We start from the raw sequence: 20,795 nt of genomic DNA, 5'->3' as shown, positions 1-20,795 counted from the left end.
TCGCGGATCAGAGAGGGCGTACTAGGCTGAGCCTCGTCCTTTCCGCCTCCCGCGGCGTGACCGCGCAAGGAGAATCACCGTGTCTGCCAACGAGCCCGCGAAGCCGACCCCGCCCGTTCCCACCCCGCCCGCCGTGCCGATGCCGCGGAAGACGCCGACTCCGGCCGCCGTCGCCCCGGCCGCCGCGAAGCCGACTCCGGTCTCGTCCGCCGGCGAATGGGGCCGTGTCTCCGAAGACGGCACCGTCGAGGTGCGCGAGGGTGAGTCCTGGCGCGTCGTCGGTCAGTACCCGGACGGCACCCCCGACGAGGCCCTGGCCTACTTCGTCCGCAAGTACGACGACATCGCCTTCAAGGTCGTCGCCCTGGAGCAGCGCCACCAGGCCGGCGGCGCCTCCGCGAGCGACCTGTCGAAGCAGGCCGCGCACCTCATCGACGAGGCCACGGACGCCGCGGCCGTCGGCGACCTCGCCGGTCTCCGTGATCGTCTCACCGCGCTGACCGCGTCGCTGTCCGAGGCCACGGCCCAGGAGGCACAGCAGGCGAAGGAGCTCGTCGAGCAGGCCGTCGCCGAGCGCACCGCCCTCGTCGAGCGTGCCGAGGCCATCGCCGCCCGCGACCTGAGCAAGGTGCAGTGGAAGCAGGTCACCGCCGAGCTCAACGAGCTGTTCGAGGCCTGGCAGGCGCAGCAGCAGAACGGTCCGCGCCTGTCCAAGGGCGTCTCGCAGCAGCTCTGGAAGCGGTTCCGCGACGCCAGGGCCGTCGTCGACAAGCACCGCCGGGCGTTCTACTCCGAGCTCGACGATGCGCACAAGGCCGCGCGCGACGCGAAGTCCCGACTGGTCGAACGGGCCGAGGCCCTGGCGCCGCGCGGCGTCGACGGCATCCCCGCCTACCGCTCCCTCCTCGACGAGTGGAAGACGGCCGGACGCGCCGGACGCAAGGCCGACGACGCCCTCTGGGCACGGTTCAAGGCCGCCGGCGACGCGCTCTACGCCGCCCGCGCCGAGCAGGCCGCCGCCGAGGAGGCCGACTCCGCTCCCAAGATCGAGGCCCGGCAGGCGCTGCTCGAGCAGGCGAAGGCGGTCGCCGACGAGCCGAACATCAAGCGCGCCCGCGCCCTGCTCACGCGCATCCAGCGGGAGTGGGACGAGGTCGGCCGCATCTTCCCGCGCGACAAGGAGCGTGCGCTCGACGACAAGCTCCGCGTCATCGAGCAGGCGCTCAAGGCCCGCGAGGACGTCGACTGGAAGAAGAACAACCCGGAGACCAAGGCGCGAGCGAACGACATGAGCTCGCAGCTGCACGAAGCCATTGAGAAGCTGGAGGCCGAACTGGCCGCCGCCGAGAAGGCCGGTGACAGCAAGGCCGCCAAGGAGGCCGCGGACGCCCTCGAGGCCCGTCGCGCCTGGCTCAACGCCCTCGGCGGCTGAGCTCTCCACAGGTCCGGCCATCTCCGTCTGAGCGGGGTGCGCGACGCCACACTGGCGTCATGCACCCCGCTCTGCTCTATCTCCCCGGTTCGCGCCTCAGCCGGCCGGAACTCTGCGCCGCCCGTCTGGACGGTCATGTCGTCGAGATCGGCGACGCCTACATCCCCGCGGACCTGCCGGAGTCCGCCGACGTGCGGGCGAGCAGCATCGCCACGCTCATCCAGGACGGCGCTGCCGCCTGCGGGCCCAGTGCCGCCTGGATCCACGGCGCCCGCGACGAGCCGCCGGCCGTCCATCACGCGCGGCGCTGCGTCGAGCGGCGGGTGCGTCCGCGCGTGCACGCCAGAGTCGTCTTCCACGACACCAGACTTCCTCGGACGGACGTGCAGCTGCTCGGGGGGATCGCCGTCTCCACGCCCGTCCGGACGATGTGTGACCTGGCCACGAGTCTGCACCGGGACCCGCGGGTCCTCCCGTGGATGCAGGCGCTCGCTCAGGCCCACCCGGAAGCGCTCGACGACGCCATCGGCAGCCTGCGGACCCGGTCGCGCGTTCCGGGCAGCGTCAGCGGCCTCGCCGCACTGGAGCGGCTGGTCAGGAGGAGGTGACGCGGTACACGTCGTAGACCGCGTCGATCCGGCGCACCGCGTTCAGGACGCGGTCCAGGTGCACGGCGTCGCCCATCTCGAACACGAAGCGGCTCAGCGCCAGGCGCTCGTCGGTCGTCGACACGGTCGCCGAGAGGATGTTCACGTGATGCTCGCTGAGAACCCGCGTGACGTCCGAGAGGAGGCCGGAACGATCGAGGGCCTCGACCTGGATCTGCACCCGGAAGACGCTCTTCTTCGTCGGCGCCCAAGAGACCTCGACGAAGCGGTCCTGCTCGCCGCTGAGGGCCTTCACGTTCACGCAGTCCGCCCGGTGCACGGAGACGCCGCTCCCCCGGGTGACGAACCCGACGATGGGGTCGCCGGGGACGGGCGTGCAGCACTTCGCCAGCTTCACCAGGATGTCGTTCGCGCCGCGCACGAGCACGCCCGAGTCGCCACCCCGGGTCTCTCGGGTCTGGACGCTTCCCGGCAGGTCGATCGCCCCGGTGGTGGGCTCGTCGGTGGCGACGAGCGCGGTGACCTTCTCGAGCACCGACTGCGTCGAGACGTGCCCCTCGCCGACGGCGGCGTAGAGACCCGAGACGTCCTCGTAGTGCATCTGGTGGGCGACCTCGGTGAACGAGTCCTGGCTCATCAGACGCTGCAGCGGCAGGTTCTGCCGGCGCATCGCGCGCGCGATCGCCTCCTTGCCCTGCTCGATGGCCTCCTCGCGGCGCTCCTTCGTGAACCAGCCGCGGATCTTGTTCCTGGCTCGCGTGCTCTTGACGAAGCCGAGCCAATCCTGGCTGGGCCCCGCGTCCGGGTTCTTCGAGGTGAAGACCTCGACGACGTCGCCGCTCTTCAGCTCCGACTCCAGCGGCACCAGGCGTCCGTTGACCTTGGCGCCCATGGTGCGGTGCCCGATCTCGGTGTGCACGGCATAGGCGAAGTCGACCGGGGTGGCGCCGGCCGGGAGGCCGATCACCCGCCCCTTCGGCGTGAAGACGTAGACCTCCTTGGCGCCGATCTCGAACCGCAGGGAGTCGAGGAACTCCCCGGGGTCCGCGGTCTCGGCCTGCCAATCGGAGATGTGCGCCAGCCACGCCATGTCGGTGTCGGAGGCGCGGACCTCGGCCTTGCCGCCGCCGTTCATCCGCTCCTTGTACATCCAGTGCGCGGCGACGCCGTACTCCGCCTGGTGATGCATCTCGTGCGTGCGGATCTGGATCTCGACCGTCCGTCCGGCCGGGCCGATCACGGTCGTGTGCAGCGACTGGTAGAGGTTGAACTTCGGGGTGGCGATGTAGTCCTTGAACCGGCCGGGCAGCGGCGTCCAGCGGGCGTGGATGGCGCCGAGCACGGCGTAGCAGTCGCGCACGGAGGACACGAGGACCCGGATGCCGATCAGGTCGTAGATGTCGTCGAACTCGCGGCCGCGGATGACCATCTTCTGGTACACCGAGTACAGCTGCTTGGGCCGGCCGACGACCTTGCCGCGGATGCGCAGGTCGCGGAGGTCCTCGTCGATCTCCTCGATGACCTGGCTCAGGTACTTCTCCCGCTGCGGGGTGCGCTGGGCGATGAGGCTGTGGATCTCGTTGTAGATCTTCGGGTGGAGGACGGCGAAGGAGAGGTCTTCGAGCTCCGACTTGATCGCCTGGATACCGAGGCGATTGGCCAGCGGCGCGTAGATCTCGAGCGTCTCCTTGGCCTTCTTCGCCGCCTTCTCCGGCGGGACGAAGCCCCAGGTGCGGGCGTTGTGCAGCCGGTCGGCGAGCTTGATGAGCAGCACGCGGATGTCCTTCGACATCGCGACGATCATCTTGCGCACGGTCTCGGCCTGTGCGCTCTCGCCGTACTTGACCTTGTCGAGCTTGGTCACGCCGTCCACGAGCATCGCGACCTCGTCGCCGAACTCGGCGGTGAGATCGGTGAGCGCGTAGCCCGTGTCCTCGACGGTGTCGTGCAGCAGGGCGGCCGCGATCGCCCGCGGGCCGAGCCCGAGCTCCGCGAGGATCTGGGCGACGGCGAGCGGATGCGTGATGTACGGCTCGCCGCTCTGCCGCTTCTGTCCCTCGTGCTTCTCCTTCGCCACGGCATAGGCGCGGGAGATGACCGCGAAGTCGCCCTTGGGGTGGTTCGCCCTGACGGTGCGGATCAGGTTGTCGAGATCGTTGATCCGGGACGCACGCGAGAAGATGCGGGGCACCAGCCGTCGCAGACTCGAACCCTGCGATGCCGTCTGCGGCTCCGCCATCCACTCACCTCCGAATCAGACAATCCTACGCGCGCTAAGCGGGGGTCGGCCCCGCGGCGGGGGCGTCAGGCGTCGACAGCCGCTTTGCTCCGTGCCGCGCGGATACGGGCGTCGCGCTCCTTGATCTGCGGCTCGTTCTCGCGGAAGAGCGAGTACAGCGGCGCGGCCACGAAGAGCGTCGAGTACGTCGCCACGAGGATGCCCACGAAGATCGACAGCGAGATGTCGGTCAGCGTCTCCGCCCCGAGCCAGAAGGCGCCGATGAAGAGGATCGCACCGACCGGCAGCGCGGCCACCACGGACGTGTTGATCGAGCGGATGAGGGTCTGGTTCACCGCGAGGTTGACCGATTCCCCGAACAGCCGCGACGTCTTCTCCCCGTCCTCCGTCGTGTTCTCCCTGATCTTGTCGAACACCACGGTGGTGTCGTACAGGGAGTACGCGAGGATCGTCAGGAAGCCGATGACGGCCGCCGGCGAGATCTCGAATCCGGCGAGGGCGTACACGCCGACGGTGATCACGAGCACGTCGAGCAGACCGATGATCGCGGCCGCCGACATCTTCCACGTGCGGAAGTAGATCGCGAGGATCAGGAAGGTCAGCGCGAGGAAGATCGCCAGGCCCCACAGCGACTGCCGGGTCACGCTCTCGCCCCAGGCCGGGCCGATGAACGAGGAGGCGACGGCGTCCGGCTCGACACCATAGGCATCGGCGAGGGCGCGCGCCACCTGCTGCGTCTCGCCCTCGGTCATCTGGTCGGTCTGCACGCGGACGTCCTGGTCGTTGACGATGACGACCTTGGTCGCCGCGCCGGGGACGACCGACTGCACCGCTTCGGTCGCGGTGTCCTGATCCGTGGTGTCCGGTGCGGTCACCGTGAACTGCGAGCCGCCGGTGAACTCGATCGAGAACTGGATCGGGCGGAACAGCGGCACGAGCGCGGAGCCGACGACCAGGGCGATCGCGATGATGAACCAGAGGCGGCGGCGCCCCACGAACGGGAAGGAGGTCTTGCCCGTGTAGAGGTTGTTGCCGAACTCATTCATGGAAGGCATCAGTTGTCTCCCTCCCTTCCGGCCGTGGTCTGTCTCTCGGCGGCGAGGGCCTCCGCCCGCTTGCGCTCGGCGATGGTCTGCCGGCGGTCCGCCTCTCCGCGTGAACGCGCGTTCTTCGCCCCGCGCCCGGCGGACGCCGTGGCGACCTCGCGGTACTGCGACCGGCTCCGGTACACGGCGCCCAGGGCCTCCGGATCCAGACCGGAGAGCTTGTGTCCGCCGCCGAAGAACCGCGTACGCGCGAGCAGCTGCATGACCGGGTGGGTGAAGATCACGAAGATCAGCACGTCGATCACGGTGGTAAGGCCGAGCGTGAACGCGAAGCCCTTCACCGTCGAGTCGGCGAGGATGTACAGCACCACCGCGGCCAGGACGTTGATCGACTTGGAGATGTAGATCGTCCGCTTCGCCCGACCCCAGCCGTCCTCGACGGCACCCGTGATCGACTTGCCGTCGCGCAGCTCATCGCGGATGCGCTCGAAGTAGACGATGAAGGAGTCGGCGGTGAAGCCGATGGACACGATCAGGCCCGCGACGCCGGCGAGCGACAGGCGGAAGCCGATCCGCCACGCCAGGATGCAGATGACGATGTAGGTCAGCACCGCCATCACCGCGATGGACGCGATGATCACCGTCCCCAGCGCCCGGTACGACAGCAGCGAGTACACCGCCACGAGCGCGAGGCCGATGAGGCCCGCGATGAGACCGATCTGGAGCTGCTGGGTGCCGAGGGTCGCGGAGATCGTGTCCGAGCTCTGCACCTCGAAGCTGAGCGGGAGGGCTCCGAACTTGAGCTGATCGGCCAGGGTCGTCGCGCTCTCCTGCGTGAAGCTGCCGGAGATGCTGGGGCGGCCGTCGAGGATGACGCCGTTCATGCGTGGCGCGCTGATGACCTCGCCGTCGAGCACGAAGGCGAACTGGTCGCGCGGCGACAGCCCGTCGATGCGGTTCTGGTTGAGCCGGGTGCTCACCTGGCCGAAGGCGTCCGCGCCGTCGCCGTTCATGGTGAGCTGCACGATCCAGGCGCCCGAGCGCGGGTCGCGTCCCGCCGTCGCGTCGGTGATCGCGCGGCCGTCGAGCTCCGCCGGGCCGAGGATGAACTTCGCGGTGTCGTCGGGCGAGCAGGCGATCACCGGCTCGTCCTTCGGCGCCTTGGACGGGTCGTTGGACGGGTTGGCGCAGTCGTACGCCTGGAACTCCGCCGCGAGCTTGTCCGTGACCCACGACAGGTCGCTGGCGTCGGTGGGCTCGGCCGTGGGCTCGGCGTTCAGCGAGGGGTCAGGGCTCGGGTACGGGGTGGAGTTGCCGTCCTCTCCGACGAACTCCGTGCTCGCGGCCGTGGTGTAGAGCACCGGACGGAACTCGAGCTGGGCGCTGGACTGGATCCGCTGCCGCGTCTGCTCGTCCGCCTCACCGGGGATCTGGACGACGATGTTGCGTCCGCCCTCGGTGGTGATGTCGGCCTCGGCCACACCGGAGGCGTCGACGCGCTGGCGGATGATCGCAGCGGCCTGGTCGAGCTGCTCCTGCGTCGGCGCTGCTCCGTCCTCCGTCTCGGCACTCAGGATGATCTGGGTGCCGCCCTGCAGGTCGAGCGCGAGCTCGGGTGTCCACGAGCTCTGCTTGAAGACGTACACACCCAGCGCGTTGATGCCGAAGAGCACGCCCGTCACGAGGAGCAGGCCGAGGAGGACCCGCCAGGCGTGACGGACAGGAGAGGATGAAGCCACGTGTGTTCAGCTTTCTGGAAGGACGGTGATCCGGGAGGCCGCGACGGCCTTCGTCTTACTTGTCGTCGGCGTCCCGCTCGAGGCGGGCGCGGGTCTCCTCGGGCGTCTCGACCGCGGGGGCGGCGGTCTCGTCGACGCTGTGGTCGTCCACGCCGTCGACGGGCGCGTCGACGATGGCGTCCTTGGGCTCCACGATGCGGAGGATCGCCTGGCTGTGCACCTCGATCACGGTGCCGGGCGCGATCTCCACCAGGGCCGGGGAGTCGAGGTCTTCGGCGTCGTAGGCGACGATGGTGCCGTAGATGCCGCCCTGCAGCAGGACCTTGGCGCCGGGAACCGTCTTGGTCGCCTTCTCCTCCTGCTCGGCCTTCATCTGCCGGGTGCGCTTGCGCGTGTTGAAGATCATGAAGATCAGCAGGACGGCGAGGAGTCCGAAGAGGACAAATTCCATGGGCATGGGGATGGCGCCTTTCTCAGGTGCACGCACCAGCCTTTGGGCGCACAGCGGTATCGGGGAAGTCTTCAGCGATTATAGGTCATCCAACTTCAGCATCCCGTCCGGGTGCGCCACGCCGAGGTGGGCATACGCCTCCGGCGTCGCGACCCGCCCGCGGGGGGTGCGACCGAGAAAGCCGATCCGCACGAGATAGGGCTCGACCACGCTCTCCACCGTCTCCGGCTCCTCTCCCACCGCCACCGCGAGCGTGCTGAGGCCGACCGGTCCGCCACGGAAGCGTCGCACCAGGGCGTCCAGCACCGCGCGGTCCAGTCGGTCCAGGCCGATCGCGTCGACGTCGTAGAGGTCCAGCGCGGCCTGGACGCCGCGCAAGGTCGCCGCACCCCCGCCATGGACGAGCGCGTAGTCGCGGACGCGACGCAGCAGGCGGTTGGCGATGCGCGGGGTCCCGCGGGAGCGTCGCGCGATCTCGGAGAGCGAGTCCGTCGGGAGGTCGACGCCGAGCACGGAGGCGGAGCGTCCGATGACCTGCTCCAGCTCGCCCTCGTCGTAGAACTCGAGGTGACCGGTGAAGCCGAAGCGGTCCCGGAGCGGATTGGGCAGCAGTCCGGAACGCGTGGTGGCGCCGACGAGCGTGAACGGGGAGAGCTCCAGCGGGATGCTGGTCGCCCCCGCGCCCTTGCCGACCATGATGTCGATCCGGTAGTCCTCCATCGCGAGGTACAGCATCTCCTCCGCCGAACGGGCCATGCGATGGATCTCGTCGATGAAGAGCACCTCGCCGGGCACGAGGCTCGACAGCAGCGCCGCGAGGTCGCCGGCGTGCTGGATGGCGGGACCGCTGGACATGCGCAGCGGGCGGTCGCTCTCGTGCGCGACGATCATCGCCAGCGTGGTCTTGCCGAGTCCCGGGGGCCCCGCGAGCAGGATGTGGTCCGCAGGACGGGACTGGATGCGGGCCGCCTCCAGGAGCAGCTGCAGCTGTCCGCGCACCTTCTGCTGCCCCACGAACTCGCCGAGGCTCGACGGCCGGAGAGCGCCCTCGATGGCGAGCTCGGACTCGTCGGTCGGCTCAGTCGGATCGAGGGCGTCAGCCACGGCTCTGGCCTGCCTGCGCCGGACCGAGCAGCGCGAGCGTGCGCCGCAGCAGCAGGGCCACGGAGGCTCGCTCGGCATCCGTGGCGTCCGTCGCCGTCTGGGTCGCCGCCTCCGCCGCGACCTTCTCCGACCAGCCGAGGCCGACCAGAGCCACCGTCACCTGGGCGACGACATCGTCCCCTCCCGAGGCGGCGGGCGCCGACGGGGCGGCCACGGCCTGGACCTTGCCGGCGAGCTGCACGACGATGAGCTTCGCGGTCTTCGGTCCGATGCCGGAGACCCGGCGGAACGGCGCATCGTCCTCTGCGGTCACGGCCTCCGCGATCTGGTCAGCGGTGAGGTGCGACAGCACCCCGAGCGCCGACTTCGGGCCGACGCCGGTGACGCTGAGCAGCAGGGTGAAGATCTCCAGCTCGCCGCGGTCGGCGAAGCCGAACAGCGAGAGCGAGTCCTCCCGCACGATGAGGCTCGTGTGCAGGAGGAGCTTCTCCCCCACCGTCGCGGTGTGGGCGACATCGGCGGGGACGGCGACCGCGAAGCCCACGCCCCCGACGTCGATGATGACCTGGTCCGGCGTCGTGTGCAGCACGGTGCCGTGCAGAGAGGAGATCATTCCGACAGTCTAGGAGCCGGCTCGTAGATATGTTCGAGCGACACGCTCCGCGTCGGCCCAGGCACGCTGCGCGGGAGTGAGGCCACCCTCCGTCCGCCTCGTCGAGGGAGCGCCGCGGCGCCAGGCGTGACACAGGGCGATCGCCAGGGCGTCTGCCGCGTCCGCGGGCTGCGGAGGCGCGTCCAGCCGCAGGATCCGGGCGATCATCGCCTGGACCTGGCGCTTGTCGGCGGACCCGTACCCGGTCACCGCGGCCTTCACCTCGCTGGGCGTATGGGTCGCCGCCGGCAGGCCGGCCTCGGCCGCGATCAGGAGGGCGACCCCGCTCGCCTGCGCCGTGCCCATCACCGTGTGCGTGTTCTGCTGGGCGAACACCCGCTCGACCGCGACGGCATCGGGCCGGTGCTCGGCGATCGCGGCGCGGATCCCCGCAGCGACGATCGCGAGCCGGTCGCCGATCTCCGCATCCGGGGCGGAGCGGATGACCCCGACGTGGACGAGCGTGCCCCGACGAGCGCGATCGACGTCGACGATGCCGACACCGCACCGGGTGAGTCCCGGGTCGATTCCGAGCACGCGCAACGAAGTGGTCACCTGACCAGGCTAGGCCGCGCGCCGCGTCGCCGGCTCGCGCCGCGCCTACGCGTCGTCGTTCTCGAGCTCTGCCTGGACCTCGGGCGACAGATCGAAGTTGCTGAAGACGTTCTGCACGTCCTCGCTGTCCTCGAGCGCATCGATGAGGCGGAACACCTTGCGAGCGGTCTCGGCGTCGATCTCGACCTTGAGGTTCGGCACGAACTCGACGTCGGCCGACTCGTACTCGATCCCCGCGTCCTGCAGCGCGGAGCGGACGGCCACGAGGTCGCTCGCCTCGGTGATGACCTCGAAGCCCTCGGCGTGCGGCTCGATCTCCTCGGCCCCGGCCTCCAGCGCCGCCATCATGACGTCGTCCTCGGTCGTTCCCTCGGAACCGACGACGATGACGCCCTTGCGGCTGAAGTTGTACGCCACGCTGCCCGGGTCGGCGAGGGTGCCGCCGTTGCGGCTGAGCGCGGTGCGCACCTCGGCCGCGGCGCGGTTCTTGTTGTCGGTCAGACACTCGATCATGAGGGCGACGCCGTTGGGCCCGTAGCCCTCGTACATGATCGAGGTGTACTCGACGGCCTCACCGCCGATGCCGGCGCCGCGCTTGATGGCGCGGTCGATGTTGTCCTTGGGGACCGAGGTCTTCTTCGCCTTGAGCACCGCGTCGAAGAGCGTCGGGTTGCCCTGCAGGTCGGCGCCGCCCAGCTTGGCCGCGACCTCGATGTTCTTGATGAGCTTGGCCCAGGACTTCGCACGGCGCGCGTCGATGACGGCCTTCTTGTGCTTGGTCGTGGCCCACTTGGAATGCCCGGACATAAGTCTCCGCTCGTCGTCTGCGCCCCGGAACGCCGCCCAGGGCGTCGTCCAGTCTATCGAACCGTGCCGCGGCACCGCTGTTGTCCCGCTCGCGCAGGCGTTCGACACCGTCAGCGGCGGGAGACCCGGTCGAGGAAGCGTCGGTGGAACCGCGTCTCGTTGGTGATCTCCGGGTGGAAGCTGAGTCCGAGCAATCCGTCCTGCTCCACTCCGACCACGCGACCGTCGGGCAGGGTCGCGAGCACCGAGGCCTGCGGCCCGACCGCCTCCACGACAGGTCCGCGGATGAAGGCGGCCGTCACCGGCTCGTCGAACGCGGGCACGGTCAGCTCGGCCTCGAACGATTCGGCCTGACGCCCGAACGCGTTGCGCCGCACGACCGCATCGAGTCCACCGAAACTCTGCTGTCCGTCGATCGCGTCGACGACCTCATCGGCCAGCAGGATCAGCCCCGCGCAGGTGCCGAGCACCGGCATCCCGTCCGCGATCGCGTCGCGGATCGGCTGCTGCAACCCGAACAGCCGGGCGAGCTTGTCGATCACGGTCGATTCGCCCCCCGGGATCACGAGTCCGTCGACCCGGGCGAGCTCCTCAGGCCGACGGACCAGCGCCACGTCGGCGCCGAGCACTTCCAGGAGCGCGGCGTGCTCCCGCACGTCCCCCTGAAGCGCGAGGACGCCGACGCGCGGGCTACCAGCCACGCTCGGCGAGGCGGTGCGGCGCAGGCAGGTCGCTGACGTTGATGCCGACCATCGCCTCGCCCAGGCCGCGCGAGACCTCGGCGATCACCTTCGGGTCGTCGAAGAACGTGGTGGCCTTGACGATGGCCTTCGCCCGCTCCGCGGGGTTGCCGGACTTGAAGATGCCGGAGCCGACGAAGACGCCGTCGGCGCCGAGCTGCATCATCATCGCCGCGTCGGCCGGGGTCGCGACGCCACCGGCGACGAAGAGCACCACGGGGAGCTTCCCGGTCTCGGCGATCTCCGCGACGAGCTCGTACGGTGCCTGCAGCTCCTTCGCGGCGACGAACAGCTCATCCTTCGGCAGCGCGGTCAGCGCCGCGATCTCTCCCCGGATCTTCCGGATGTGCTTCATCGCCTCGGAGACGTCACCCGTGCCGGCCTCACCCTTGGAGCGGATCATCGCGGCGCCCTCGTTGATACGACGCAGCGCCTCCCCCAGGTTCGTGGCTCCGCAGACGAACGGCACGGTGAAGCCGAACTTGTCGATGTGGTTCACGTAGTCGGCGGGCGAGAGCACCTCGGACTCGTCGATGTAGTCGACGCCGAGCTCCTGCAGCACCTGCGCCTCGACGAAGTGCCCGATCCGCGCCTTCGCCATGACGGGGATGGACACCGCGTCGATGATGCTGTCGATCATGTCCGGGTCGCTCATCCGCGAGACCCCGCCCTGCGCACGGATGTCCGCGGGGACACGCTCCAGCGCCATCACGGCGACGGCACCGGCGTCTTCGGCGATCTTCGCCTGCTCGGCGGTGACGACGTCCATGATGACGCCCCCCTTGAGCATCTCGGCGAGACCGCGCTTCACGCGTGCGGATCCGGTGGTGGGCTGCTCGGTCATGGGGGTCTCCTGTCGGATGATCCGAAATCGGTTTTGATCTAGATCAAAGGTAGCACTGTCCGATCCACCTAGAATCTCGGAGGAGGATCATGAGCGAGCAGATCAGGGGAACCACCGCGGCGGAGATCGCGGACAGCGTGCGCGCCCTCCGGGATCGTGGCACGCTCCGTCCCGGCGAGGTCCTCCCTCCCGTGCGCGAGCTCGCGGCGACGCTCGGCGTCAACCGCAACACCGCCGTCGCCGCGTATCGCCAGCTCGCCCAAGCGGGACTCGTGCACTCGCGCGGGCGCGCGGGCACGGTCGTCGCGGGCGTCGACGTCGTGCCGCAGGAGGGCTACGCGCCGGACACCGTGCTCCGCGACATCGGCACCGGCAACCCTGACCCGGCGCGCATCCCCGACCCGTCGCAGGCGCTCGGCACGATCGGTCGTCGTCCCGTGCTCTACGGAGAGCCGGTGATCGACCGCGGTCTCGAAGCGTGGGCGCGGGAGTGGATGGGCGCCGACCTCCCCGGTCACGACTTCCGGGTCACCGTGACCAGCGGTGCGGTGGATGCCGTGGAACGTCTGCTCGCGCAGGCGCTCATGCGTGACGACGCCGTGGCGCTCGAGGACCCCTGCTTCCTCGCGAGCATCCACACCGTGCGGCTGGGCGGATACCGGGCCATCACGGTGCCGGTGGACGAGGAGGGGATGACCGTCGACGGTCTCCGCGCCGCTCTGGACGCGGGCGTCCGCGCCGTCATCTGCACCCCGCGCGCGCAGAATCCGACGGGGGTGAGCCTCTCCCCCGCCCGCGCCGAGGCGCTGCGGGGCGTGCTCGCCGACCACCCCTATGTGCTCGTCATCGAGGACGACCACTTCTCTCTGCTCTCCCAGCGTCCCTACGAATCGCTGATCGGACCCGAGCACCGGCGATTCGCCCTGGTCCGCTCGGTGTCGAAGTTCCTCGGCCCTGACATGTGCCTCGCGCTCGCGGCGACCGACCCGGAGACGGCGGAGCGCCTCGCGATGCGGCTCAGCCCCGGTACCACGTGGGTCAGTCACCTGCTGCAGCGCCTCACGCTCGCCCAGCTCACCGACCCCGACGTCCGCGAGGAGATCGCGGAGGCGGGCCGGCACTACGCCGCGCGGAACGCCGCGTTCGCGGGACGCCTGCGCGCGGAGGGGATCGACGCGCCCGACCCCGACGGCCTGAGCCTGTGGGTCGGATTCGAGAAGCCCGCGCGCACCGTCGCCGACCACCTCATGCGGCGCGGCTGGCTCGCGCGCACCGGTGACGACTTCGCGCTCGACGAGCGCGCCGAGCCCTCGCATCACCTCCGACTCACCGTGCACGACCTCTCCGAGGACGACACGGAGACCCTCATCGCCGACCTCGTCGCCGCCGGACGATGACCACCCGACGCGGGCACCGCCCCGCCAAGAATGAAAGGGACCGGGTATGAAGATCCTGTCCATCCAGTCCGCCGTCGCGTACGGTCACGTCGGCAACTCCGCCGCCGTCTTCCCGCTGCAGCGCATCGGCGTCGAGGTGCTGCCGGTCTACACCGTGACGTTCTCGAACCACACCGGCTACGGCGCCTGGCGCGGCCCGCTGATCGACCCGACCGACGTCGGCGAGGTCATCACCGGCATCGAGGAACGCGGCGTGTTCGGTTCCATCGACGCCGTGCTCAGCGGCTACCAGGGCAGCGAGGGCATCGGCGACGTCATCATCGACGCGGTCTCCCGGGTGAAGGCGGCCAACCCGAATGCGCTGTACGCGTGCGACCCGGTCATGGGCAACGCCAAGTCCGGCTGCTTCGTGGCTCCGGCCATCCCGATCCTGCTCCGCGAACGCGTGGTTCCCGTGGCCGACATCATCACGCCGAACCAGTTCGAGCTCGGCTTCCTCACCGAGACCGAGCCGGACACGCTCGAGTCGACCCTCGCCTCGGTCGACCTCGCGCGGGCGATGGGGCCGCGTACGGTGCTCGTCACGAGCGTCGAGCGGCCCGACCGCGAAGAGGGCACCATCGAGATGCTCGCCGTCGACGACGCGGGCGCCTGGCTCGTGCAGACGCCGCACCTGCCGATGAAGGCCAACGGCTCCGGAGACGTGACGGCCGCGCTGTTCACCGCGCACTACGTCGCCACCGGAAGCGCGCAGACCGCTCTGGAGCGCACCGCCTCGAGCGTCTACGACCTGCTTCAGGCCACGCTCGACTCGGGCGAGCGCGAGCTGCAGCTCGTCGAGGCGCAGGAGTTCTACGCGAACCCGCGGATGCAGTTCACCGCCCGCCACGTGCGCTGACTCCTCCCCGACCTGGGTCCCTGAGCGGGCCCGCCCTGGGTCCCTGAGCCTGTCGAAGGGCCTGAGCCTGTCGAAGGTGGGTCAGCGACCCAGAGGCGGCTCAGCGACCCAGAGGCGGCTCAGCGATCGGCGGCGGGCCAGGCCTCCGCGACGGCCTCCCGCACCTCACCGAGGAGCTGCGGGAGCGCCTTCGTCTTGGCGATGATCGGGAAGAAGTTCGCGTCCGAGCGCCACCGCGGCACCACGTGCTGATGCAGATGCGCGTCCACGCCCGCTCCGGCCACCGCTCCCTGGTTCATCCCGAGGTTGAAGCCGTCGCAGCCCGAGACCTCGCGGAGCACGCGCATCGCGGTCTGCGTGAGCGCACCGATCTCCGCGACCTCCTCGGGCGTCGCCTGGTCGTAGGTGGCGATGTGCCGGTACGGGCACACGAGCAGGTGCCCCGAGTTGTACGGGAACAGGTTCAGCAGCACGTAGGCGGTCTCCCCACGCGCCACGATGAGCCGCTCGGCATCCGGGTACTTCGGCGCCTCGCAGAACGGGCATTCCTCGCGCAGTGGTTCCGGCCCGGCCTGGATGTACGCCATCCGATGCGGGGTCCACAGCCGCTGGAACTCGTCGGGCACCCCGACGAGACGGGAGGCGTCCTCGAGGTCCGCCTCACCGCCCGTCATGCGAGGTCACCCGCCTTCAACACCAGCGCGTGCGAGGCGATGGCGGCGCTGATACGGCGCACCGCGTCGGCCACCGGCACGCCGTTCTCCTGCGTGCCGTCGCGGAAGCGGAACGACACCGTGCCGGCGGCGCGGTCCTGCTCCCCCACGATGAGGATGACCGGGACCTTCGCCGTGGTGTGATTCCGGATCTTCTTCTGCATGCGGTCGTCGGAGTGGTCGACGTCGGCCCGCACGCCCGCCGCGCGCAGCTGCGCGATGACGTCGTCCAGGTAGTCGCCGTACTGCTCGGCCACCGGCACACCCACCACCTGGCTCGGCGCGAGCCAGAGCGGGAAGTCGCCGGCGTAGTGCTCGAGGAGGATCGCGAAGAAGCGCTCGACGGAGCCGAGGAGCGCCCGGTGGATCATCACAGGCCGGTGCTTCTGCCCGTCGGGACCGGTGTACTCCAGCTCGAAGCGGTCGGGCTGGTTGAAGTCGAGCTGGATCGTCGACATCTGCCACGTGCGGCCGATGGCGTCGCGGGCCTGCACCGAGATCTTCGGGCCGTAGAAGGCGGCGCCGCCCGGGTCGGCCACGAGCTCGAGACCGGACTCGATCGCGACCTCGCGCAGCGTGTCGATCGCCGTCGACCACTGCTCGGGCTCGCCGAGGAACTTCGGGTTGCCCTCCTCGTTCGTCGAGAGCTCGAGGTAGAAGTCGTTGAGGCCGTAGTCGCGGAGCAGGTCGAGGACGAGGTTCAGGTTGGTGGTGAGCTCCTCCTTGACCTGGCCCTGGGCGACGTAGATGTGCGCGTCGTCCTGGGTCAGACCGCGCACGCGGGTCAGCCCTGACAGCGTTCCGCTCTTCTCATAGCGGTAGACCGTGCCGAACTCGGCCAGACGCAGCGGCAGCTCCCGGTAGGAGCGCCCGCGCGAACGGAAGATGAGGTTGTGGAACGGGCAGTTCATCGGCTTGAGGTAGTAGTCCTGGCCCTGGCGGGTGACGTTGCCCTCGTCGTCGACGACCTCGTCGAGGTGCATCGGGGGGAACATGCCGTCCGCGTAGGTCTGCAGGTGCCCCGACGTCATGAAGAGATCCTTCTTCGTGATGTGCGGGCTGTTGACGAGGTCGTAGCCGTTGCGCAGCAGGTGCTTGCGCAGGTTCTCCTCGATCTCGTAGCGGATGATGCCGCCCTTGGGATGGAAGACCGCCAGCCCCGAGCCGATCTCGTCCGGGAAGGAGAACAGGTCCATCTCGGCGCCGAGCTTGCGGTGGTCGCGACGCTCGGCCTCGGCGATGCGCTCCTGGTAGGCGCGCAGCTCGTCCTTCGTCGGCCATGCGGTGCCGTAGATCCGCTGGAGCTGCGGGTTCTTCTCGCTCCCCCGCCAGTACGCGGCGGCGATGCGGGTGAGGTCCCAGCCGTTGCCGATCATGCGCGTGTTGGGCAGGTGCGGACCGCGGCAGAGGTCCTTCCAGACGACCTCGCCGTCACGGGTGGTGTTGTCGTAGATCGTGAGCTCGCCCTCGCCCACCTCGACGGAGGCCCCCTCGGCGATCTCGGCAGCACCCTGGGTCCCTGAGCCTGTCGAAGGACCCTTGAGTCCGATGAGCTCGAGCTTGAACGGCTCGTCCGCGAGCTCCGCACGAGCCTCTTCGTCCGTCACGACGCGACGGACGAAGCGCTGGCCCTCGCGGACGATGCGCTGCATCTCCTTGGAGATCGCCTTGATGTCCTCCGGCGTGAACGGGGTGTCGACGCCGAAGTCGTAGTAGAAGCCGTCCGTGATGGGCGGACCGATGCCGAGGTTCGCCTGCGGGTTGATCCGCTGCACCGCCTGGGCCAGCACGTGCGCGGTCGAGTGACGCAGGATGTTCAGGCCGTCGGGGCTGTCGATCGTGACGGGCTCGACGTCGTCGGTCTCGGTGACCGTCGCGGCGAGGTCCTTGAGGACGCCGCCGACGCGCATGGCGACGACGTTTCGGTCAGAGAACAGGGCGAAGCCGTCGGTCGGCTGGGCGTTTTCAGGCACTGATCACTCCATCTGGGTCTGGATCTAGGCTACTCGTCCGCTCGCGGGTCGCCGACCGTCACGCGGCGGTCTCGGACAGCGGATCCGCGACCGTCGGCGCGAAGATGATGATCGCCGCCCCGGCCAGCGCCACCACGGAGCCGATCACGTCCCACGACGTGGGGCGGAATCCGTCGACGATGACGCCCCAGGCGAGGGAGCCGGCGATGAAGATCCCGCCGTACGCGGCCAGGACGCGGCCGAAGTTCGCATCGGGCTGGAGAGCCGCGATGAATCCGTAGGCGCCGAGCGCCATGACCCCGAGGACCGCGAACAACCAGCCCCTCTCCTCCTTCACCGCCTGCCAGATGAGCCAGGCGCCGCCGATCTCGGCGATGGCGGCGAGGAGGAAGAGGACGATGATGCGCAGCACGGTCATCGCCTCAGTGTGGCAGGCACGGCGTCCGACGGGGACGGTAGCGTGGGCGCATGACACGGACGATCGCCCGCTGGCTCCTCGCTCTCGCCCTCGGCGCGATGGGCGTGCTGCACTTCACGCAGACACGCGGGTTCCGGGTCGTCGTGCCCGACTGGGCGACCCGCCTCACCCGGATGGACAAGGACGCGATCGTCCTGGCGTCGGGTGCGGCCGAGGTCGCGCTCGCGGCGGGGCTGGTGGCTCTGCCCCGCGAGCGCCGACGGATGGGAGTGGCGACGGCCGGTTTCTTCGCCGCGGTCTTCCCCGGCAACTGGCATCAGTGGCGCACCAGGCGATCGACGCCGGGGCTCGACACGGACCGGCGGCGGTTCGGCCGCCTGTTCCTGCAGCCGCTGCTGATCGCCTGGGCCCTGTGGGCGACCCGATGACGTCGCCCTCGATCGTCTGGTTCCGCGACGATCTCCGCCTGGCCGACAACCCCGCGCTGCGTGCCGCCGTCGAGCGCGACGAACCGGTCATCGCGCTCTTCGTCCTCGACGAGGAGTCCCCCGGCATCCGTCCGCTGGGCGGCGCGGCGCGCTGGTGGCTGCACCATTCGCTGGCCTCGCTCGCCGAACGACTGCGTGAGAAGGGGGCGACGCTGGTGCTGCGGCGCGGGCCCGCCGACCGGGTCGTGCGAGAACTGATCACCGAGTCGGGTGCGGGAGCGGTCTTCTGGAACCGTCGCTACGGCGCCGCCGGGCGCGAGATCGACGCCGGGCTGAAGACGACGCTGCGCGACGAGGGGCTCCTGGTGGCGTCTTTCGCGGCGTCGCTTCTGCACGAGCCGTGGACGGTCACCACCGGGAGCGGCACGCACTACTCGGTCTTCACGCCGTTCTGGCGGGCCTGCCTGGCCCTCCCGGCCCCGCGCGCCCCGCTCCCTGAGCCCCGCGAGCTCCGCGGCGCCGCGAGGCGGCTCCCCTCTGACGCGTTGGACGACTGGGGGCTCCTGCCCACCGCCCCGGACTGGGCGGGCGGTCTGCTCGACACCTGGGAGCCCGGCGAGCCCGCCGCGCGGCGCCGGTTGCGGCACTTCCTCGCCGAAGACCTCCGTTCGTACGATCGCGCTCGCGACACCCCGGCCGCCGGTGCCACCTCCCGGCTGTCTCCGCGTCTGCGCTGGGGCGAGCTCAGTCCGTTCACCGTGTGGCACGAGGCGATCGACGTCGACGGGGCCGGCGGGTTCCTCTCCGAGCTCGGCTGGCGCGAGTTCGCCTGGCACACGCTGTTCCACTTCCCGGATCTCGCGACGAAGAACCTGCGGCGCGAGTTCGACGCGTTCCCGTGGCCTCCCCTGGACCCCGCGCGGCTGGAACTCTGGCAGCACGGCGAGACCGGAGTCCCCCTCGTCGACGCGGGCATGCGCGAGCTCTGGCACACCGGGTACATGCACAACCGGGTGCGGATGGTCACGGCATCGTTCCTCGTCAAGAACCTCCTCATCGACTGGCGGCTCGGCGAGGAGTGGTTCTGGGACACGCTGGTGGACGCCGACGACGCGAGCAACCCGTTCAACTGGCAGTGGGTCGCGGGTTCCGGCGCGGACGCCGCCCCGTACTTCCGCGTGTTCAACCCGGAGCTGCAGGCCAAGAAGTTCGACGGCGAGGGGCAGTACGTGGGGCGCTGGGCCGCAGACGCCCCCACCGAGCCGATCGTCGACCTCGGCGAGACCCGCAAGGCAGCGCTCGCGGCCTACGACGTCGTGAAGCGCTCCGGAGCACCGCGGAGCTGACGCCCGGCTCACGCCCGGCTCATGCCCGCGGCGACGGCCGCCGCATGGCAGACTGGTGCCCGTGAGCCCGTCCCGCAAGCCCGCCGTCGTGCGGGGCTTCGCGACCTCGTCGCTCGCGATCTTCGTGGCTCTCGCCGGTCACGTGAGCGGCGGCGGAGAGATGCCGGGCCCTCTGGGCATCCTGGTGCCCTGGCTGTTCGCCTTCATGGTGAGCGTGCTCCTCGCCGGACGGACGCTCTCCCTCACCCGTCTCACCCTCTCGGTGGCTGTGAGCCAGTTCCTCTTCCACGTGCTCTTCGTGCTCGGCACGGTCAGCGCGTCCGGCGTGGCTCTCCGTCACGTGCACGGCGCTCCGCTCGTGCTCCCCGCGGCCGAGGGCACGGCCGTCGTCGCGACCGCCGACGCCTCGATGTGGCTCGGGCACGCCCTCGCCGCCCTCCTCACCGTGACGGCGCTCCACCGCGGGGAGCGGCTGCTCCTCACCCTGCGCGCTCTCGCCGTCCGACTGGTCCGCTGGGTGCGTCGGCGTGCGGACGCGACGCTCGCCCCGCGCGCCGCTGCTTCTCCGTTCCGCCTCGCCGGGCTCTTCCTCGTGCCGGCGGGCCGCGGTCTTCGCCTCCTCACTCCGCTTCTCGGGCGCGCCCCGCCCTCTCTCCCCGCGCTCTGATCCGCGCCCGCGGCCTCCCGCCGTGCGGTGCGTCCTCGCGCCGTCCCCGGTGACGCGCGCGTCCGAACGCAGGTACCCGCGTCGCTCGGCGACGTCTGAAGAGAGGCTCTTCCATGTCCCCTGTCCGCAGATTCGCGGCCGGGGCGGTGCTGGCGGCTGTCGCGATCCTCGCGACGGCGGCGCCGGCGACCGCCCATGACCAACTCATCGAGAGCAGCCCCGCCGGCGGGGAACGGCTCGACACCGCGCCCGTCAGCGTCACGATGACGTTCTCGGGCGAGCTCCTCGTCCTCGACGAGTCGACCGCCGGGGCCGTCATCCTCGTCGTCGACGCGGAGGGCGAGGACTGGGCCACGGGCGAGGTGGAGGTGCGCGGACGGAACGTCACCGCCGCCCTCCTGCCCGACATGCCCGACGGCGGGTACCAGGTGCGCTGGCAGGTCGTCTCCGAGGACGGGCACCCGATCGCGGGGGTCATCCCCTTCGCCGTCGGAGACGCCGTTCCGCTGGAGTCGACAGGGAACCCGGAGCCGACCGCGTCCGCCACGGGCGGGTCGTCGACCGCATCGGATCAGAACGCAGACGAGACGGGCGGCCCGGTCCGGGTCCTGCTCGTCGGCGGGGCGGGAGCGGCACTCGCCGTCGCCGCCTTCGCCGTCCTCCTCATCCTCCGTCGCCGTCGCGCGGCCGCTGTGGCGCCGGAATCCGGCGAAGACACGGCAGAGAACTCCTGAAAGG

The 20,795-nt window shown here is 70.2% G+C and carries 21 protein-coding genes; 8 read left to right on the top strand and 13 right to left on the bottom strand.

The features are described from left to right. Positions 1 to 79 precede the first annotated feature (79 nt). Together BV453_RS13930 and BV453_RS13925 are read left to right on the top strand one after the other, a co-directional pair. A complete protein-coding gene (locus BV453_RS13930) occupies positions 80 to 1,432 on the top strand; it encodes a DUF349 domain-containing protein (protein WP_025103519.1) in 1,353 nt (450 codons plus the stop codon). 59 nt (positions 1,433 to 1,491) lie between these two features. Next, complete coding sequence (locus BV453_RS13925) at positions 1,492 to 2,040, top strand: hypothetical protein (RefSeq protein WP_126893151.1); 549 nt, start codon at positions 1,492 to 1,494, stop codon at positions 2,038 to 2,040. On the opposite strand, the gene BV453_RS13920 is transcribed toward BV453_RS13925, so the two are convergent. From BV453_RS13920 to pdxS, 10 genes are all read right to left on the bottom strand, one after another. After that, positions 2,027 to 4,279 carry a bifunctional (p)ppGpp synthetase/guanosine-3',5'-bis(diphosphate) 3'-pyrophosphohydrolase gene (locus BV453_RS13920; protein WP_025103521.1) on the bottom strand — a complete coding sequence of 751 codons (2,253 nt, stop codon included), beginning with the start codon at positions 4,277 to 4,279 and terminating at the stop codon, positions 2,027 to 2,029. The genes BV453_RS13925 and BV453_RS13920 overlap by 14 nt on opposite strands. 65 nt (positions 4,280 to 4,344) lie before the next feature. After that, positions 4,345 to 5,334 carry a protein translocase subunit SecF gene (gene secF, locus BV453_RS13915; RefSeq protein ID WP_025103522.1) on the bottom strand — a complete coding sequence of 330 codons (990 nt, stop codon included), beginning with the start codon at positions 5,332 to 5,334 and terminating at the stop codon, positions 4,345 to 4,347. Beyond that, positions 5,334 to 7,064 carry a protein translocase subunit SecD gene (gene secD / locus BV453_RS13910; protein WP_062634464.1) on the bottom strand — a complete coding sequence of 577 codons (1,731 nt, stop codon included), beginning with the start codon at positions 7,062 to 7,064 and terminating at the stop codon, positions 5,334 to 5,336. Before secD ends, secF begins: the two co-directional genes overlap by 1 nt. Positions 7,065 to 7,119: 55 nt before the next feature. After that, positions 7,120 to 7,521: a preprotein translocase subunit YajC gene (gene yajC / locus BV453_RS13905; protein WP_308195758.1), complete on the bottom strand. Its 402-nt coding sequence runs from the start codon at positions 7,519 to 7,521 to the stop codon at positions 7,120 to 7,122. Between the two features lie 72 nt (positions 7,522 to 7,593). Beyond that, positions 7,594 to 8,619 carry a Holliday junction branch migration DNA helicase RuvB gene (ruvB, locus tag BV453_RS13900; protein ID WP_025103525.1) on the bottom strand — a complete coding sequence of 342 codons (1,026 nt, stop codon included), beginning with the start codon at positions 8,617 to 8,619 and terminating at the stop codon, positions 7,594 to 7,596. Further along, positions 8,612 to 9,232: a Holliday junction branch migration protein RuvA gene (gene ruvA / locus BV453_RS13895; protein ID WP_025103526.1), complete on the bottom strand. Its 621-nt coding sequence runs from the start codon at positions 9,230 to 9,232 to the stop codon at positions 8,612 to 8,614. The genes ruvB and ruvA overlap by 8 nt, the downstream gene beginning before the upstream one ends. 9 nt (positions 9,233 to 9,241) lie before the next feature. Next, positions 9,242 to 9,826 carry a crossover junction endodeoxyribonuclease RuvC gene (gene ruvC, locus BV453_RS13890; RefSeq protein WP_025103527.1) on the bottom strand — a complete coding sequence of 195 codons (585 nt, stop codon included), beginning with the start codon at positions 9,824 to 9,826 and terminating at the stop codon, positions 9,242 to 9,244. Positions 9,827 to 9,871: 45 nt separating this feature from the next. Continuing rightward, entirely contained in the window at positions 9,872 to 10,633 is a 762-nt protein-coding gene (locus tag BV453_RS13885; protein WP_025103528.1) for a YebC/PmpR family DNA-binding transcriptional regulator, read from the bottom strand. Positions 10,634 to 10,743: 110 nt separating this feature from the next. Beyond that, on the bottom strand, positions 10,744 to 11,334 hold the full coding sequence (gene pdxT / locus BV453_RS13880) for a pyridoxal 5'-phosphate synthase glutaminase subunit PdxT (protein ID WP_025103529.1): 591 nt from the start codon (positions 11,332 to 11,334) through the stop codon (positions 10,744 to 10,746). Further along, positions 11,324 to 12,217, bottom strand: a complete 894-nt coding sequence (gene pdxS / locus BV453_RS13875) for a pyridoxal 5'-phosphate synthase lyase subunit PdxS (RefSeq protein WP_025103530.1) — start codon at positions 12,215 to 12,217, stop codon at positions 11,324 to 11,326. Before pdxS ends, pdxT begins: the two co-directional genes overlap by 11 nt. Positions 12,218 to 12,306: 89 nt before the next feature. Here pdxS and BV453_RS13870 point away from each other — a divergent pair, with 89 nt between their 5' ends. Beyond that, the gene (locus BV453_RS13870) at positions 12,307 to 13,614 is read left to right on the top strand and encodes an aminotransferase class I/II-fold pyridoxal phosphate-dependent enzyme (protein ID WP_025103531.1); all 1,308 of its coding nucleotides are present in this window, start codon (positions 12,307 to 12,309) and stop codon (positions 13,612 to 13,614) included. Positions 13,615 to 13,660: 46 nt separating this feature from the next. Further along, on the top strand, positions 13,661 to 14,512 hold the full coding sequence (pdxY, locus tag BV453_RS13865; protein WP_249521862.1) for a pyridoxal kinase PdxY: 852 nt from the start codon (positions 13,661 to 13,663) through the stop codon (positions 14,510 to 14,512). Positions 14,513 to 14,631: 119 nt separating this feature from the next. On the opposite strand, the gene BV453_RS13860 is transcribed toward pdxY, so the two are convergent. The 3 genes from BV453_RS13860 to BV453_RS13850 all read right to left on the bottom strand — a co-directional run bounded on the left by BV453_RS13860 (position 14,632) and on the right by BV453_RS13850 (position 17,616). Continuing rightward, complete coding sequence (locus BV453_RS13860) at positions 14,632 to 15,186, bottom strand: HIT domain-containing protein (protein ID WP_025103533.1); 555 nt, start codon at positions 15,184 to 15,186, stop codon at positions 14,632 to 14,634. Continuing rightward, positions 15,183 to 17,135, bottom strand: a complete 1,953-nt coding sequence (gene thrS, locus BV453_RS13855) for a threonine--tRNA ligase (RefSeq protein ID WP_231729614.1) — start codon at positions 17,133 to 17,135, stop codon at positions 15,183 to 15,185. Before thrS ends, BV453_RS13860 begins: the two co-directional genes overlap by 4 nt. A gap of 121 nt (positions 17,136 to 17,256) precedes the next feature. Continuing rightward, positions 17,257 to 17,616, bottom strand: a complete 360-nt coding sequence (locus BV453_RS13850; protein ID WP_249521861.1) for a YnfA family protein — start codon at positions 17,614 to 17,616, stop codon at positions 17,257 to 17,259. A 50-nt stretch (positions 17,617 to 17,666) separates the two neighbouring features. On the opposite strand from BV453_RS13850, the gene BV453_RS13845 reads away from it, so the two are divergent. The 4 genes from BV453_RS13845 to BV453_RS13830 all read left to right on the top strand — a co-directional run bounded on the left by BV453_RS13845 (position 17,667) and on the right by BV453_RS13830 (position 20,791). After that, entirely contained in the window at positions 17,667 to 18,044 is a 378-nt protein-coding gene (locus tag BV453_RS13845; RefSeq protein ID WP_249521860.1) for a hypothetical protein, read from the top strand. After that, on the top strand, positions 18,041 to 19,390 hold the full coding sequence (locus BV453_RS13840; protein WP_249521859.1) for a deoxyribodipyrimidine photo-lyase: 1,350 nt from the start codon (positions 18,041 to 18,043) through the stop codon (positions 19,388 to 19,390). The genes BV453_RS13845 and BV453_RS13840 overlap by 4 nt, the downstream gene beginning before the upstream one ends. A 61-nt stretch (positions 19,391 to 19,451) precedes the next feature. Beyond that, entirely contained in the window at positions 19,452 to 20,057 is a 606-nt protein-coding gene (locus BV453_RS13835; RefSeq protein ID WP_062634451.1) for a hypothetical protein, read from the top strand. 113 nt (positions 20,058 to 20,170) lie between these two features. After that, entirely contained in the window at positions 20,171 to 20,791 is a 621-nt protein-coding gene (locus BV453_RS13830) for a copper resistance CopC family protein (RefSeq protein ID WP_249521858.1), read from the top strand. Positions 20,792 to 20,795 lie beyond the last annotated feature (4 nt).

Source organism: Microbacterium sp. ER1, assembly GCF_023383675.1.
In the GTDB taxonomy this organism is placed as follows: Bacteria; Actinomycetota; Actinomycetes; order Actinomycetales; family Microbacteriaceae; genus Microbacterium.
Note: the sequence above shows the minus strand (reverse complement) of the source record. Positions and strands in the feature narration are given on the sequence as shown.

What these genes read in the sequence shown, in the direction of transcription:
- ruvA (WP_025103526.1), bottom strand. Translation starts at nt 9,232, where the DNA reads ATGATCTCCTCTCTGCACGGCACCGTGCTGCACACGACGCCGGACCAG.
- pdxY (WP_249521862.1), top strand. Translation starts at nt 13,661, where the DNA reads ATGAAGATCCTGTCCATCCAGTCCGCCGTCGCGTACGGTCACGTCGGC.
- BV453_RS13850 (WP_249521861.1), bottom strand. Translation starts at nt 17,616, where the DNA reads ATGACCGTGCTGCGCATCATCGTCCTCTTCCTCCTCGCCGCCATCGCC.
- BV453_RS13860 (WP_025103533.1), bottom strand. Translation starts at nt 15,186, where the DNA reads ATGACGGGCGGTGAGGCGGACCTCGAGGACGCCTCCCGTCTCGTCGGG.
- BV453_RS13830 (WP_249521858.1), top strand. Translation starts at nt 20,171, where the DNA reads ATGTCCCCTGTCCGCAGATTCGCGGCCGGGGCGGTGCTGGCGGCTGTC.
- pdxS (WP_025103530.1), bottom strand. Translation starts at nt 12,217, where the DNA reads ATGACCGAGCAGCCCACCACCGGATCCGCACGCGTGAAGCGCGGTCTC.
- BV453_RS13845 (WP_249521860.1), top strand. Translation starts at nt 17,667, where the DNA reads ATGACACGGACGATCGCCCGCTGGCTCCTCGCTCTCGCCCTCGGCGCG.
- secF (WP_025103522.1), bottom strand. Translation starts at nt 5,334, where the DNA reads ATGCCTTCCATGAATGAGTTCGGCAACAACCTCTACACGGGCAAGACC.
- BV453_RS13870 (WP_025103531.1), top strand. Translation starts at nt 12,307, where the DNA reads ATGAGCGAGCAGATCAGGGGAACCACCGCGGCGGAGATCGCGGACAGC.
- yajC (WP_308195758.1), bottom strand. Translation starts at nt 7,521, where the DNA reads ATGCCCATGGAATTTGTCCTCTTCGGACTCCTCGCCGTCCTGCTGATC.
- BV453_RS13885 (WP_025103528.1), bottom strand. Translation starts at nt 10,633, where the DNA reads ATGTCCGGGCATTCCAAGTGGGCCACGACCAAGCACAAGAAGGCCGTC.
- BV453_RS13840 (WP_249521859.1), top strand. Translation starts at nt 18,041, where the DNA reads ATGACGTCGCCCTCGATCGTCTGGTTCCGCGACGATCTCCGCCTGGCC.
- thrS (WP_231729614.1), bottom strand. Translation starts at nt 17,135, where the DNA reads ATGCGCGTCGGCGGCGTCCTCAAGGACCTCGCCGCGACGGTCACCGAG.
- BV453_RS13920 (WP_025103521.1), bottom strand. Translation starts at nt 4,279, where the DNA reads ATGGCGGAGCCGCAGACGGCATCGCAGGGTTCGAGTCTGCGACGGCTG.
- BV453_RS13925 (WP_126893151.1), top strand. Translation starts at nt 1,492, where the DNA reads ATGCACCCCGCTCTGCTCTATCTCCCCGGTTCGCGCCTCAGCCGGCCG.